Origin of the sequence: Pseudomonas sp. Pseusp97, assembly GCF_047304025.1 — a bacterium.
Taxonomy (GTDB): domain Bacteria; phylum Pseudomonadota; class Gammaproteobacteria; order Pseudomonadales; family Pseudomonadaceae; genus Pseudomonas.
On sequence record NZ_JBGLYK010000043.1, the window covers coordinates 1 to 13,162 of the forward strand.

Annotated in this window: 17 protein-coding genes; 1 reads left to right on the forward strand and 16 read right to left on the reverse strand. The window is 63.5% G+C overall.

Going from position 1 to position 13,162, the window contains the following annotated elements; genetic code table 11:
• The 14 genes from ACCC94_RS10495 to trmJ all read right to left on the reverse strand — a co-directional run.
• On the reverse strand, positions 1-558 hold a 558-nt coding region (locus ACCC94_RS10495; protein ID WP_413349377.1), incomplete at its 3' end, for a helix-turn-helix domain-containing protein.
• A complete protein-coding gene (gene pilW, locus ACCC94_RS10500) occupies positions 555-1,313 on the reverse strand; it encodes a type IV pilus biogenesis/stability protein PilW (RefSeq protein ID WP_413349379.1) in 759 nt (252 codons plus the stop codon). The genes ACCC94_RS10495 and pilW, both read right to left, overlap by 4 nt.
• Before the next feature lie 15 nt (positions 1,314-1,328).
• The gene (gene rlmN, locus ACCC94_RS10505) at positions 1,329-2,477 is read right to left on the reverse strand and encodes a 23S rRNA (adenine(2503)-C(2))-methyltransferase RlmN (RefSeq protein WP_413349380.1); all 1,149 of its coding nucleotides are present in this window, start codon (positions 2,475-2,477) and stop codon (positions 1,329-1,331) included.
• A 27-nt stretch (positions 2,478-2,504) separates the two neighbouring features.
• Positions 2,505-2,936, reverse strand: coding sequence for a nucleoside-diphosphate kinase (ndk, locus tag ACCC94_RS10510; protein WP_024762960.1), 432 nt, complete (start codon positions 2,934-2,936; stop codon positions 2,505-2,507).
• A 251-nt stretch (positions 2,937-3,187) separates the two neighbouring features.
• On the reverse strand, positions 3,188-3,388 hold the full coding sequence (iscX, locus tag ACCC94_RS10515) for a Fe-S cluster assembly protein IscX (RefSeq protein ID WP_017522288.1): 201 nt from the start codon (positions 3,386-3,388) through the stop codon (positions 3,188-3,190).
• A gap of 14 nt (positions 3,389-3,402) precedes the next feature.
• A complete protein-coding gene (fdx, locus tag ACCC94_RS10520; RefSeq protein WP_017522289.1) occupies positions 3,403-3,741 on the reverse strand; it encodes an ISC system 2Fe-2S type ferredoxin in 339 nt (112 codons plus the stop codon).
• 6 nt (positions 3,742-3,747) lie between these two features.
• Positions 3,748-5,607 carry a Fe-S protein assembly chaperone HscA gene (gene hscA / locus ACCC94_RS10525; RefSeq protein WP_413349382.1) on the reverse strand — a complete coding sequence of 620 codons (1,860 nt, stop codon included), beginning with the start codon at positions 5,605-5,607 and terminating at the stop codon, positions 3,748-3,750.
• 44 nt (positions 5,608-5,651) lie between these two features.
• Positions 5,652-6,173 carry a co-chaperone HscB gene (gene hscB / locus ACCC94_RS10530; protein WP_413349383.1) on the reverse strand — a complete coding sequence of 174 codons (522 nt, stop codon included), beginning with the start codon at positions 6,171-6,173 and terminating at the stop codon, positions 5,652-5,654.
• 8 nt (positions 6,174-6,181) lie between these two features.
• Positions 6,182-6,505, reverse strand: coding sequence for an iron-sulfur cluster assembly protein IscA (gene iscA, locus ACCC94_RS10535; protein ID WP_017522292.1), 324 nt, complete (start codon positions 6,503-6,505; stop codon positions 6,182-6,184).
• Positions 6,506-6,530: 25 nt separating this feature from the next.
• Complete coding sequence (iscU, locus tag ACCC94_RS10540; protein ID WP_015478505.1) at positions 6,531-6,917, reverse strand: Fe-S cluster assembly scaffold IscU; 387 nt, start codon at positions 6,915-6,917, stop codon at positions 6,531-6,533.
• A gap of 27 nt (positions 6,918-6,944) precedes the next feature.
• Positions 6,945-8,159, reverse strand: a complete 1,215-nt coding sequence (locus ACCC94_RS10545) for an IscS subfamily cysteine desulfurase (protein ID WP_413349384.1) — start codon at positions 8,157-8,159, stop codon at positions 6,945-6,947.
• A 28-nt stretch (positions 8,160-8,187) separates the two neighbouring features.
• A complete protein-coding gene (gene iscR / locus ACCC94_RS10550; RefSeq protein ID WP_017522294.1) occupies positions 8,188-8,682 on the reverse strand; it encodes a Fe-S cluster assembly transcriptional regulator IscR in 495 nt (164 codons plus the stop codon).
• Positions 8,683-8,822: 140 nt separating this feature from the next.
• Complete coding sequence (cysE, locus tag ACCC94_RS10555; RefSeq protein WP_413349385.1) at positions 8,823-9,602, reverse strand: serine O-acetyltransferase; 780 nt, start codon at positions 9,600-9,602, stop codon at positions 8,823-8,825.
• A complete protein-coding gene (gene trmJ / locus ACCC94_RS10560) occupies positions 9,595-10,374 on the reverse strand; it encodes a tRNA (cytosine(32)/uridine(32)-2'-O)-methyltransferase TrmJ (RefSeq protein ID WP_413349387.1) in 780 nt (259 codons plus the stop codon). Before trmJ ends, cysE begins: the two co-directional genes overlap by 8 nt.
• Positions 10,375-10,520: 146 nt before the next feature.
• Here trmJ and suhB point away from each other — a divergent pair, with 146 nt between their 5' ends.
• On the forward strand, positions 10,521-11,336 hold the full coding sequence (gene suhB / locus ACCC94_RS10565; protein WP_017522297.1) for an inositol-phosphate phosphatase: 816 nt from the start codon (positions 10,521-10,523) through the stop codon (positions 11,334-11,336).
• Positions 11,337-11,541: 205 nt separating this feature from the next.
• Here the strand turns inward: suhB and ACCC94_RS10570 are convergent, their stop codons facing one another.
• Both ACCC94_RS10570 and secF read right to left on the reverse strand, forming a co-directional pair.
• Positions 11,542-12,078, reverse strand: a complete 537-nt coding sequence (locus ACCC94_RS10570; protein WP_017522298.1) for a glycine zipper 2TM domain-containing protein — start codon at positions 12,076-12,078, stop codon at positions 11,542-11,544.
• 159 nt (positions 12,079-12,237) lie between these two features.
• A complete protein-coding gene (secF, locus tag ACCC94_RS10575; protein ID WP_413349388.1) occupies positions 12,238-13,155 on the reverse strand; it encodes a protein translocase subunit SecF in 918 nt (305 codons plus the stop codon).
• Positions 13,156-13,162 lie beyond the last annotated feature (7 nt).

Consider the following 13,162-nt stretch of genomic DNA (forward strand, 5'->3'; position numbering starts at 1 on the left):
GGTCGGAACCGCCGGGGTATTGGCCTGGTCCTCGGCGACGGCCTGGTCTTCCGGCTCGTCGAGGGTGTGGATCTCGGTGGTGCCGTCGGCGCTCTCGACCTCGACGTGCTCCATGTTCAGGGCGCCGGTTTCGGCCGGGCGTGCGGAGCGCTCCTGCCACCAGAAGTAGCCGAAGCCGATCAGCACCGCGAGCAGGGCCAGGCTGAACAGACGCAGCAGGTTGCGCGACAGGCGCACCGGCTCGACCACGCGCCCCAGCGCCTGGACGTTGCTGCCGGTGGCGTCGGTGCCGGTGTACTGGTCGAAGGCGGTGACCATCTGTGCCTGGTCCATGCCCAGCAGTTTCGCGTAGGCACGGATATAGCCACGGGCGAAGGTGTGCCCCGGCAACTGCTCGAACGACCCCTGCTCCAGCGAACGCAGGGCATTCTCGGTCAGGTTCAGCTGGCCGGCGACCTGAGCAGTGCTCCAGCCCTTGTTCTCGCGCGCCTGGCGCAGGGTTTCGCCAGGGTTGGCGCGAGTCGTGCCGATGACATCGGACTGCGACGTATTCATCATTTATCCGCCTGGTATGCCTGGTATTCAGGAGATGCGGGATACAGGCGCTTGAGTTGCAGCCCGTAGCTGGCAGCGGTATCCCGGTCGTCATAGATATTTGCCAGTCGAATCCCCAACAGCAGGCTGCGCGCGGTCTGCGGGCCCCGTTTGAGATATTCCTCGTAGTAACCACGAGACGGCACATACTCGCGATCCTGGTAAGTCAGATCAGCCAATTCGAGCAGCGCCCCCGTCGAATTGCGATTCAGGCGAATGGCCTTCTCGAAGTATTCCTTCGCCTGCGGTCGATTGTTGAGCTTCAGGCTGACTAGGCCGAGGTTCTCGAATATCCGCGAGCGTTCGGAATAGAGGCCGTCTTCGGTGGCCCTCATGTAGGTATCGTAGGCTTCCTGGTAGCGCTTCTGCTCGAACAGGAAGCCCGCGTAGTTGTTCAGGATGCGCGCATCGCCCGAGCGCGACGACAATGCCTTGCGGAACTCGCTCTCGGCGAGCTTGGGCTCCTTCTCGACCTGATAGACCACCGCCAGGGCAGCGTGGGCGTCGGCGCTGGAAGAGTCGATGTCCAGGGCCTGGCGCAGCGGCACCTTGGCCTGCTCGGTATTGCCCATCTGCAGGTAACCGATACCGAGCTGGATGTAGGCGTCACGCGCCTCGTCCCGGCCCTTCTCGGTTTTCAGAGGATCCTGTTTACCAGTCGTCACGCAACCCGTCAGCACGGTTGCCAACAGTAAGCACAGCGCGGCGCGCAGGTTCATCGGAATCCTCCCTAGTCAGTTTCGAGTGGCGTTGGTCGGGGCCTGTTCGGCGTCCGCAGCCAGTTGTCGTACAGCAATGTAGCGTTCGCTGCGGCGGGTGCGGTCCATCACCTGGCCCACCAGCTGACCACAGGCGGCGTCGATATCGTCGCCGCGGGTGGTGCGAACGGTCACGTTGAAGCCGCTCTTGTGCAGCATGTCCTGGAAACGGCGGATGGCATTGTTGCTCGGGCGCTCGTAACCGGAATGCGGGAACGGATTAAACGGAATCAGGTTGATCTTGCAAGGGAAATCCTTGAGCAGTGCGATCATCTGCTCAGCATGCTCGGGCTGGTCGTTGACGCCGGCCAGCAAGGTGTACTCCACGGTCAGCACGCGCTCCTTGCCCAGCCGCGTGATGTAGCGATAGCAGGAGTCGAGCAGCATCTGGAGCGGGTACTTCTTGTTGATCGGTACCAGCTTGTTGCGCAGTTCGTCGTTGGGTGCGTGCAGCGACAGCGCCAGGGACACGTCGGTGACCTCGGCGAGCTTGTCGATCATCGGCACCACACCGGAGGTGGACAGCGTCACCTTGCGCTTGGAAATACCGTAGCCGAGGTCTTCCATCATGATGCTCATGGCGCTCACGACGTTGTCGAAGTTCAGCAGCGGCTCGCCCATGCCCATCATCACCACGTTGGTGATGGCACGGTCGATCTTGCCCGGGATGGTCCCGAAAGACTGGTTGGCGATCCACACCTGGCCGATGATCTCGGCGGAGGTCAGGTCGCTGTTGAAGCCTTGCTTGCCGGTGGAGCAGAAGCTGCAGTCCAGCGCGCAACCGGCCTGGGACGACACGCACAGGGTGCCGCGGCCGCCTTGCGGGATGTACACGGTCTCGACGCAGCTGCCCGAGGCCACGCGCACCACCCACTTGCGGGTCCCGTCAGCGGAAATGTCCTGGCTGACGATTTCCGGAGGACGAATTTCGGCAACGGCCTCGAGCTTTTCGCGCAAGGCCTTGCCGACGTTCGTCATGGCGCTGAATTCCAGGGCGCCAAAGTGGTGAATCCATTGCATCACCTGGCCGGCGCGGAAGCGCTTTTCACCGATGGACTCGAAGAATTCCTCGAGCTGGGGCTTGGTCATGCCCAGCAGGTTGGCCTTTACAGCGGTATCAGTCATGGATTCACCCTCGCTCATTCGCCTGGATCAGCGAATGCGCTCGCACACCTCGGTGCTGGAGAAGAAGTAAGCGATTTCGCGGGCAGCCGAAGCTTCCGAGTCGGAACCGTGTACGGCGTTCTCGTCGATGGAAACAGCGAAGTCGGCGCGGATGGTGCCGGCGTCGGCTTTCTTCGGATCGGTGGCGCCCATCAGCTCACGGTTGCGCAGGATGGCGTCTTCGCCTTCCAGAACCTGAACGACGACCGGGCCGGAGGTCATGAAGGAAACCAGGTCCTTGAAGAAGGGACGCTCTTTGTGCTCGGCGTAGAAGCCACCAGCTTCGCGCTCGGACAGTTGAACCATCTTCGAAGCGACAACGCGCAGGCCGGCTTTCTCGAAGCGGGTCAGGATTTCGCCGATGACGTTCTTGGAAACGGCGTCGGGCTTGATGATGGAGAAGGTACGTTGCAGGGCCATGGAAATAACTCCGATAAAGCAAGGTTGGTAATGCCAAGAAGCCCCTGGCGTGGCCAGGAGCTCCTGCGATTCTAGGGTTTGCCGCGCGCCGCGCCCGTGGGGCGGAAGCCGCGGAACCGGCCCGACTGCGCAAGGGCCGGCGACTGGAAAATTCCCTCAAGGAAATTTTCGACAGCTCACCTAAAGATAAAACCCGCGAATTATACGCGGGTTCATGACAAATGGGTACGCGGCTCTGGTGAGCCGCGCCCTCAGTCGGCTTCTTCGATCCAGGCGGCCTGGATGGCCTCCAGGACCTTTTCCCCACCGCGGGAAGGATCGTCGCTGAACTCCGGCAATGCCAGCACCCAGCGATGCAGATCGACGAAATTCACATAGCGCGGATCGACGTCCGGCTTGGATTCGGCCAGCTGGATGGCGATTTCGAGCACATCAACCCATTTCAGACTCATGCGAACGCTCCGCCTCAGTGACCTTCGGACACCTGGTTGATGGTGTACTTCGGAATTTCCACCACCAGGTCGGTCTCACCGACCACCGCCTGGCAGGACAGGCGCGAATCCGGCTCCAGACCCCAGGCCTTGTCCAGCATGTCGTCCTCCAGCTCGTCGGAGGCCTCCATGGAGTTGAAGCCTTCGCGCACGATCACGTGGCAGGTGGTGCAGGCGCAGGACATCTCGCACGCGTGCTCGATCTCGATGCCATTGCGCAGCGCTGCCTTCATGATGGTTTCGCCCGGCTGGGCTTCGATCACCGCGCCTTCGGGGCAGTGTTCGGCGTGGGGCAGAAAGACAATCTGCGGCATCTTCGCTTATTCCTCGATTTCGTTGAGCCGGCGACCGGCCAGTGCGGCTTTGACGGTGGCGTCCATACGGCGCGCGGCAAAGGCGTCGGTCAGCTGGGACAGACGCTTGATCTGTAGTTCGATGGCGCTGGCATCGCTGCCGGTGGCCAGTTCGCGCAGCGAGTCCATGCCGGCATCGATGACCAGGCGCTCGTCGGCATCGAGCAGGCGCTCGCCGTCGGCGTCCAGTGCAGACTGTACGGCTTCCAGCAGACGCTGGGCCTCGACCTGCTGCTCACGCAGCGCTCGGGCGGCCATGTCGTCGCCGGCGTACTGGAAAGAGTCCTGCAGCATGCGGGCGATTTCGCCGTCGGTCAGGCCGTAGGACGGCTTGACCTGGATGCTCGCCTCGACGCCGGAGGACAGCTCGCGGGCGGACACACCCAGCAGGCCATCGGCATCGACCTGGAAGCTGACGCGGATCTTCGCCGCGCCCGCCACCATCGGCGGAATGCCGCGCAGCTCGAAGCGCGCCAGGGACCGGCAGTCCTTGACCAACTCGCGCTCGCCTTGCAGCACGTGGATCATCATGGCCGTCTGGCCATCCTTGTAGGTGGTGAATTCCTGGGCACGCGCCACCGGGATGGTAGTGTTGCGCGGAATCACCTTCTCCATCAGCCCGCCCATGGTTTCCAGGCCGAGCGACAGGGGGATGACGTCCAACAGCAGCAATTCTTCGCCGCGCTTGTTGCCGGCCAGGGCATCAGCCTGGATGGCGGCGCCAATGGCGACCACCTGGTCCGGATCGATATCGGTCAGCGGCTCGCGGCCGAACAGCTCGCCCACCAGCTCGCGCACACGCGGCACACGGGTGGAACCACCGACCATCACCACGGCGCTGACCTCTTCCAGCTCGACGCCGGAATCACGCACGGCGCGGCGGCAGGACTTGAGGCTGCGCTGGATCAGCGGGTCGATGAGGGATTCGAGCTGGGCGCGGCTCAGCTCACCCGTCCAACTGTCGTAGGCGACGGCAACGCTGGCGCTATCGGTGAGGGCTTCCTTGGCTGCGCAAGCGATCTGCAGCAGACGGCGCTGGGCGCCCGGATCGAGGTCGGCCGAAATGCCGGACTGCTCGATGATCCAGCCCGCGATGGCATGGTCGAAATCGTCGCCGCCCAGGGCGGTATCGCCTCCGGTAGCCAGGACCTCGAAGACGCCGCGGGTGAGGCGCAGGATCGAAATATCGAAGGTACCGCCGCCCAGGTCATAAATGGCGACCACGCCCTCGGCATTCTTGTCCAGACCATAAGCAACGGCGGCAGCGGTCGGTTCGTTGAGCAGGCGCAGTACGTGCAGGCCAGCCAGACGCGCGGCGTCCTTGGTGGCCTGCCGCTGGGCGTCGTCGAAATAGGCGGGAACGGTGATCACCGCGCCCACCAGCTCGCCACCCAGGGTGGACTCGGCGCGCTGGCGCAGGACACGAAGGACTTCCGCCGAGACTTCCACGGGGCTCTTGGCGCCCTGGACGGTCTCGATGAAGGGCATGTGCGATTCGCCCTGGGTGAAGCGGTACGGCAGCTGGCCGCCGAGTTGCTTCACATCCTCCAGGCCGCGGCCCATGAAGCGCTTGACCGAGATGATGGAGTTCAGCGGGTCCTGCGAGGCGGTGGCGCGAACGCTCTCGCCCACCTCGATGCGATCGGCGTGGTAACGCACCGCCGAAGGCAGGATCACTTCGCCGCGGTCGTCCGGCAACGGTGCCGCGACGCCGCTGCGCACGGCAGCGACCAGGGAATTCGTGGTGCCCAGGTCGATCCCCACGGCCAGGCGACGCTGGTGTGGCTGGGGGCTTTGTCCGGGCTCGGCGATCTGCAGTAAGGCCATGCGGTTTCTAATCAGGCTATCGGGCGCGGCGCGGGCCGCGCGGATTAATCGTCGAGTCGCTCTTCCAGCTGTCGCACTTCCTGCGCCAGCTTGTCGAGGAACTGCATGCGACGCACCAGGCGCTCGGCCAGGTCGCGGCGAGCGGCGTCATCCCAGCAATCGGCGAAATCATCTTCCAGCCGCTGCTGGGCGGACTTCAGCTGACGCTTGAACTGCGCCACGCCGTCGAGATCAGCGCTTTCCTGCAGGTCTTCCAGGTCCTCGCGCAACTGCATCTGCTGCAGGAGGAACTCCGGGTCCTGCACCGTGGCTTCCAGCGGCAGCGAATCGCCGCGCAGGGCCAGCAGGTACAGGGCACGACGCGGAACGCTTTTCAGCGTCTGGTAGGCATCGTTGAGTTCGGCGGCCTTGGCCTGCGCCAGTCGCTGCTCGCGCTCGGAGGCATCGGCGAAACGGTCCGGGTGGACGGTGCGCACCAGCTCGCGGTAGCGATTGCCGAGGGCTTCCAGATCGATCCGGAAGCCCGGCTGCAGGTCGAACAGCGCGAAATGACAGGGACTACCCACACCCGGCCTCAGACGTTGAAGCTTTCGCCGCAGCCACACTCACCGCGCACGTTCGGGTTGTTGAACTTGAAGCCCTCGTTGAGGCCTTCCTTGGTGAAGTCCAACTCGGTGCCGTCGAGGTACACCAGGCTTTTCGGGTCGATGATGACCTTCACGCCGTGGCTCTCGAAGACCTGATCCTCGGCTGCCAGCTCGTCGACGAACTCCAGCACGTAGGCCAGACCGGAACACCCGGTGGTGCGCACGCCAAGACGAATGCCCTCGCCCTTGCCGCGCCCTTCGAGGGAGCGGCGAACGTGGTTGGCGGCGGATTCGGTCATGCTGATGGCCATGGGAACTCCTTAACTCAGAATCGCTTCAGAGCAGACCTTTCTTCTGCTTGTAGTCGCGCACGGCCGCCTTGATGGCGTCCTCGGCGAGTACCGAGCAGTGGATCTTCACCGGCGGCAGGGCCAGTTCTTCGGCGATGGTGGTGTTCTTGATGGATTCGGCTTCGTCCAGGGTCTTGCCCTTCATCCACTCGGTGGCGAGGGAACTGGAGGCGATGGCCGAACCGCAGCCGTAGGTCTTGAACTTGGCGTCTTCGATGACACCCTGCTCGTTGACCTTGATCTGCAGGCGCATCACGTCGCCGCAGGCCGGCGCGCCGACCATGCCGGTGCCGACGTCCGGGTCTTCGGCATTGAGCTTGCCGACGTTGCGCGGGTTTTCGTAGTGGTCGATGACCTTGTCACTGTAAGCCATGGCTAATCCTCACATCTATGGGGCGGGTCAGTGGGCCTGCCATTCGACCTTGGACAGGTCGACACCCTCTTTGAACATATCCCACAGCGGCGAGAGCTCACGCAGCTTGGAAACGGCTTCCACCACCTTCTTGGCGGCGTAATCGACCTCTTCTTCGGTGGTGAAGCGGCCGAAGCTGAAACGGATGGAGCTGTGCGCCAGTTCGTCGTTGCGGCCCAGGGCGCGGAGCACGTAGGACGGCTCCAGCGAGGCCGAGGTGCAGGCGGAACCGGACGAGACGGCCAGGTCCTTGAGCGACATCATCAGCGACTCGCCTTCGACGTAGTTGAAGCTGACGTTGAGGATGTTCGGCGCGTAGGAAGTCGGGCTGCCATTGAGGTACAGCTCTTCCAGGCCCTGCACCTGATCGAAGAAGCGCTTGCGCAGGCCTTCGATGCGGGCCATTTCCTGGTGCATTTCTTCCTTGGCGATGCGGAAGGCTTCGCCCATGCCGACGATCTGGTGGGTCGCCAGGGTGCCCGAACGCATGCCGCGCTCGTGGCCGCCACCATGCATCTGGGCCTCCAGTCGCACACGCGGCTTGCGACGCACGTACAGCGCGCCCATGCCTTTGGGGCCGTAGACCTTGTGGGCGGAGAAGGACATCAGGTCGACCTTGAGTTTCTCCAGGTCGATGTCCACCTTGCCAGCGGACTGGGCAGCGTCCACGTGCAGCAGGATGCCGCGGGCGCGGGTCAGCTCGCCGATGGCGGCGATGTCGTTGATGCTGCCGACTTCGTTGTTCACGTGCATGACCGAGACCAGGATGGTGTCGTCACGCAGGGCGGCCTCGACCATCGCCGGGGTGATGATGCCCTCGGGGGTCGGCTCCAGGTAGGTCACCTCGAAGCCTTCGCGCTCCAGCTGGCGGCAGGTATCCAGGACCGCCTTGTGCTCGATCTTCGAGGTGACGATGTGCTTGCCCTTGGTCGCGTAGAAGTGCGCGACGCCCTTGATGGCGAGGTTGTCGGACTCGGTGGCACCGGAAGTCCAGACGATCTCGCGGGGGTCGGCATTGACCAGTTCGGCGACCTGGCGACGGGCGTTCTCAGCTGCTTCCTCGGCCTTCCAGCCGAAGAGGTGGGAGCGCGAAGCCGGGTTGCCGAAATTGCCGTCAACCAGCAGGCAGTCGGCCATTTTCTGAGCGACACGCGGATCCACTGGAGTGGTGGCGGAGTAGTCGAGGTAAATCGGCAATCTCATCAGGTAACTCCTACAGGCGGGCGTTCGCTCAATCGATGGCGGACGCTTCAATCTTGTCGAGGCGCAGCGGCTTGGTGCCCGAGCAGCGACGCTCGTCCTGGCGCTGAGCGACCTCTTGAACTTCGCGGCGCTCGACCAGGTCGGCCAGGCTGATGCCGCTGAGGAACTCGTGAATCTGCTGACTGAGGTCGCACCACAGGTGGTGGGTCAGGCAGGTATCGCCGGAGTGGCAGTCGCCCTGCCCCTGGCAGCGGGTGGCATCGACCGACTCGTTGACCGCATCGATCACCTGGGCGACGTGGATGCCGGTCATGTCGCGGGACAGCTGGTAGCCGCCGCCCGGACCACGCACGCTGACCACCAGGTTGCCACGGCGCAACTTGGCGAACAGCTGTTCCAGGTAGGACAGGGAAATACCCTGGCGCTCGGAGATATCGGCGAGAGAAACCGGGCCACGCTGGGCGTGCAACGCCAGGTCGAGCATGGCGGTGACGGCATAGCGGCCTTTGGTGGTCAATCGCATGGGGAAATCCGGAAGAATCGCTGGTATGGCGGGAGTATGCTCTTTTCCGACTATTTAAGTCAACTATAAGACCTATTACTTTAGTCGGAATTAGCCAGCGAACGGCGGCATATTGTAGCAGCAATACAAGGGCCGGCGCATCACTGCGCCGACTGGCTGCTCTCCTCGCCTTTGACTCCGGCGAAGTCCTCTTCCCGCAGAGCCGGAAGATCTTTCGCACAGTAGTCGCTACCAAGATCCGTCAGAGCCTTGCACATGCCTTCCAGGCGCCCGTCGACTGCCTGCAGGTGGTCGAGCAACTGGCCGATCGCACGGGCCACCGGGTCGGGCATGTCCTGGCTGACGCCATAGGCATCGAACCCGAGCTTTTCTGCCATCGCCTGGCGCTTGGCCGCCTGATCCGCATCATCCTTGACGATGATGCGACCCGGAATACCCACAACGGTGGCGCCCGGCGGTACCTCCTTGGTCACCACCGCATTGGAACCGACCTTGGCGCCGGCGCCGACGGTGAATGGGCCGAGCACCTTGGCGCCCGCCCCCACCACGACGCCGTCAGCCAGGGTCGGATGACGCTTGCCCTTGTTCCAGCTGGTGCCACCCAGGGTCACCCCCTGGTAGATGGTCACGTCGTCGCCGATCTCGGCGGTTTCGCCGATGACGATGCCCAGGCCGTGGTCGATGAAGAAGCGGCGACCGATCTTCGCGCCCGGATGGATCTCGATGCCGGTCATCCAGCGACCGAAGTTCGACACCATGCGCGCCAGCCACTTCCAGCCGGACATCCACAGACCATGAGCCAGGCGGTGCAACCAGACCGCATGCAGGCCCGGGTAGCAGGTGAGCACCTCGAAGGCGTTGCGCGCCGCCGGGTCACGATGGAATACGCTTTGAATGTCTTCGCGTACACGCTCAAACATCTTCATCACTCCGCTTGGAAAGCTCCCCACGGGCAGCCTTCTGTGTCTCGGTGAGAATACCCCGCAGGATATTCATCTCCAGCTTGCTGACACCGGCGCGGCCATACAGGCGGCGCAGGCGCGACATCAGGTGGCGCGGCTTCTGCGGGTCGAGGAACTGGATGTCCACCAGGGTCGATTCGAGGTGCGCATAGAAGCGCTCGAGCTCATCCGACGTCACCGGGACGCTATTGAGCATGGCAGTGGACTCGACCTTTTCCTGCTTGGTCGGCTGCCCCTGAGCGGCCAGCCACGCCATGCGCACCTCGTAGACCAGCACCTGAACCGCCGTCGCCAGGTTCAGCGAGCTGAACTCGGGGTTGGCCGAGATGTGCACATGGAACTGACATCGCTGCAGTTCCTCGTTGGTCAGGCCGGCGTACTCGCGGCCGAACACCAGCGCAACCTCACCACCCTGCTGGACATGCTCCAGGCTGGTGGTGGCGCACTCGCGGGGATCGAGCAACGGCCAGGGGATGCGCCGATCGCGTGCACTGGTGCCGAGCACCAGGCTGCAGCCGGCCAGGGCATCTTCCAGGGTGGGAACGACCACGGCCGCATCGAGAATGTCATCGGCGCCAGAGGCCCGCGCACGCGCTTCGCCACTGGGGAAATCCATCGGATCGACCAGGACCAGGCGCGACAGGCCCATGTTCTTCATCGCACGGGCCGTACCGCCGATATTGCCGGGATGGCTGGTGTTGACCAGCACCACGCGAATTTTGTCGAGCAACGCGCGACTCCACACAAAAGCGAAAAAGGGAGGGAATCCTACCGCAGCAGTGGGTCTTGCGCCACGCAGGCGACAGGTCGCTCTATGAACTCCATGGCTTTCTGCTAGAATGTCCGGCTTTCTTTAACGACCCAGGTGACCTCTCCATGCAGCCCATGCTGAATATCGCCCTGCGCGCCGCTCGCAGCGCCGGTGAACTGATCTTCCGCTCCATCGAACGCCTGGACACCCTGTCGGTCAACGAGAAAGAAGCCAACGACTACGTCACCGAAGTCGATCGCGCCGCCGAACTCTCCATCGTCACCGCCCTGCGCAAGGCCTACCCGAACCACGGGATCATGGGCGAAGAAGGCGGCGTGCTCGAAGGCAGCGGCGAAGGCGCCGACTACCTGTGGATCATCGATCCGCTGGACGGCACCACCAACTTCATCCACGGCGTTCCGCACTACGCCGTCAGCATCGCCTGCAAATACCGCGGCCGCCTCGAGCACGCCGTGGTCCTCGACCCGATCCGCCAGGAAGAATTCACCGCCAGCCGCGGCCGTGGCGCCGCGCTGAACGGCCGTCGCCTGCGCGTCAGCAACCGCAAGAGCCTGGAAGGCGCCCTGCTCGGCACCGGCTTCCCGTTCCGCGACAGCCAGATGGACAACCTGGACGCCTACCTGGGCATGTTCCGCAGCCTGGTCGGCCAGACCGCCGGCATCCGCCGCGCCGGTGCCGCCAGCCTCGATCTCGCCTACGTTGCCGCCGGCCGTTACGACGCCTTCTGGGAATTCGGCCTGTCCGAGTGGGACATGGCCGCTGGCGCCCTGCTGATCCAGGAAGCGGGCGGCCTGGTGAGCGATTTCACCGGCGGCCACGAATTCCTCGAAAAGGGCCAGATCGTTGCCGGCAACACCAAGTGCTTCAAGGCGCTGCTGACCAGCATCCAGCCGCACCTGCCGGCCTCGCTCAAGCGCTGAGCCTGAGCCCGACGAAAAGCCCGGCAATGCCGGGCTTTTTTGTGCCTGCGAGAAAGCGTCGCCTGTAGGAGCGAGCTTGCTCGCGAAGCTCTTTATCCTGAAACCACGCGCCCAGGCGATTCGCGAGCAAGCTCGCTCCTACAAGGAAGGGCCAAAGAAAAAGGCGCCCATCGGGCGCCCTTTTCGTTCCACACCTGGCGACTGCTTATTGCTGACCCAGGATCAGTCGGCCGCTCTTGTCGACCGGAATCTGCGAGCCCGGATCGCGATCCATGCGGACCTGACCGGCCTTGCCATCGAGCAGGTACTTCACGTCGTAGCCGACGACCTTCTCGCTGGTATCATTGACGGTGCTGCAGCGGGTTTCGGTGGTGGTGTAGGTATCACGCTCCTGCATGCCTTCCTGCACCTTGTTGCCGGCGTAGCCGCCGCCGATGGCGCCCGCGACGGTGGCGATCTTCTTGCCGTTGCCGCCGCCGATCTGGTTGCCCAGCAGGCCGCCGGCAATGGCGCCGATCGCCGTACCGGCGATCTGGTGGGTGTCCTTGACCGGGCGCTGGTGGGTCACTGCCACGTCCTTGCAGACCTGGCGCGGATTCTTGATGGTTTCCTTGACCGGTTGAACGGCGAGCACCTCGGCATATTGCGGCGCACGGTCCACCAGACTGTAGGTAGCCACGGCGCCACCGGCAGTCACGCCTACAGCGCCCAGCACGGTACCGATTAGCAACGACTTGTTCATAGGGTTCTCCTGGTCTTACTTCTCATTCGGGCATAGCCCTTTACCTTGCCTTGGAGCAATTCAAATGCAGGAAAGTTCCGGCCGATTCGTGACACACCACCTGCAAATGAAAACTCCCGCCTGGGCGGGAGTTTTCTGCGGAGGGCCGGAAGCGCTCTGTTACGGGCGCTCGTCGACTTCCTTGCTCGGCGGAGGAATCAGGTCCTCGCTGGACAGGTTCAGCCAGATCAACACCACGTTGGCGATGTAGATCGACGAGTAGGTACCCGCCATCACACCGACGAACAGGGCGATGGAGAAGCCGAACAGGTTGTCGCCGCCGAAGAACAACAGGGCGGCAATCGCGAGCAGGGTCGACACCGAGGTCGCGATGGTCCGCAGCAGGGTCTGGCTGGTCGAAATGTTGATGTTCTCGATCAGGCTGGCCTTGCGCAGCACGCGGAAGTTCTCGCGCACCCGGTCGAAGATCACGATGGTGTCGTTCAACGAATAGCCCACCACCGCCAGCACCGCAGCGAGCACGGTCAGGTCGAAAGTGATCTGGAAGAACGACAGCACACCCATCACGATGATGGCGTCGTGGATCAGCGAGAGGATCGCCCCCAGCGCGAACTTCCACTGGAAGCGGAAGCCCACGTACAACAGGATGCCACCCAGCGCCAGGAGCATGCCGAGGCCGCCCTGGTCGCGCAGCTCTTCACCCACCTGCGGGCCGACATACTCGACGCCGTTCACCTTGGCCGGGTTGGAAGCATCGGCCTTCTGCAGCGCGGTGGCGACCTTCTTGCCCAGTTCGGGATCTTCGCTGGGCATGCGCACCAGCACGTCGCGGGTATCGCCGAAGCTCTGTACCACGGCCTCGCTGTAACCGGCGGCGACCAGCTGCTCGCGCACCTTGGAGAGGTCGGCAGGCTGTTCGTAATTCAGCTTGATCGACGTACCGCCGGTGAAGTCCAGGCCGAAGTTAATGCCTTTGAAGACCCAGCTGCCGAGGGCGATCAGGGTGAGGATCAGGGTGGCGGCGAACGCAACGTTGCGCACGCCCATGAAGTTGATAGTACCGATCTTGATATTCATCTCTGGC

Coding starts and splice junctions, on each gene's coding strand:
- pilW (WP_413349379.1), bottom strand. CDS start 1,313: ATGAACCTGCGCGCCGCGCTGTGCTTACTGTTGGCAACCGTGCTGACG.
- rlmN (WP_413349380.1), bottom strand. CDS start 2,477: ATGACTGATACCGCTGTAAAGGCCAACCTGCTGGGCATGACCAAGCCC.
- ndk (WP_024762960.1), bottom strand. CDS start 2,936: ATGGCCCTGCAACGTACCTTCTCCATCATCAAGCCCGACGCCGTTTCC.
- iscX (WP_017522288.1), bottom strand. CDS start 3,388: ATGAGTCTGAAATGGGTTGATGTGCTCGAAATCGCCATCCAGCTGGCC.
- fdx (WP_017522289.1), bottom strand. CDS start 3,741: ATGCCGCAGATTGTCTTTCTGCCCCACGCCGAACACTGCCCCGAAGGC.
- hscA (WP_413349382.1), bottom strand. CDS start 5,607: ATGGCCTTACTGCAGATCGCCGAGCCCGGACAAAGCCCCCAGCCACAC.
- iscA (WP_017522292.1), bottom strand. CDS start 6,505: ATGGCCATCAGCATGACCGAATCCGCCGCCAACCACGTTCGCCGCTCC.
- iscU (WP_015478505.1), bottom strand. CDS start 6,917: ATGGCTTACAGTGACAAGGTCATCGACCACTACGAAAACCCGCGCAAC.
- ACCC94_RS10545 (WP_413349384.1), bottom strand. CDS start 8,159: ATGAGATTGCCGATTTACCTCGACTACTCCGCCACCACTCCAGTGGAT.
- iscR (WP_017522294.1), bottom strand. CDS start 8,682: ATGCGATTGACCACCAAAGGCCGCTATGCCGTCACCGCCATGCTCGAC.
- cysE (WP_413349385.1), bottom strand. CDS start 9,602: ATGTTTGAGCGTGTACGCGAAGACATTCAAAGCGTATTCCATCGTGAC.
- suhB (WP_017522297.1), top strand. CDS start 10,521: ATGCAGCCCATGCTGAATATCGCCCTGCGCGCCGCTCGCAGCGCCGGT.
- ACCC94_RS10570 (WP_017522298.1), bottom strand. CDS start 12,078: ATGAACAAGTCGTTGCTAATCGGTACCGTGCTGGGCGCTGTAGGCGTG.
- secF (WP_413349388.1), bottom strand. CDS start 13,155: ATGAATATCAAGATCGGTACTATCAACTTCATGGGCGTGCGCAACGTT.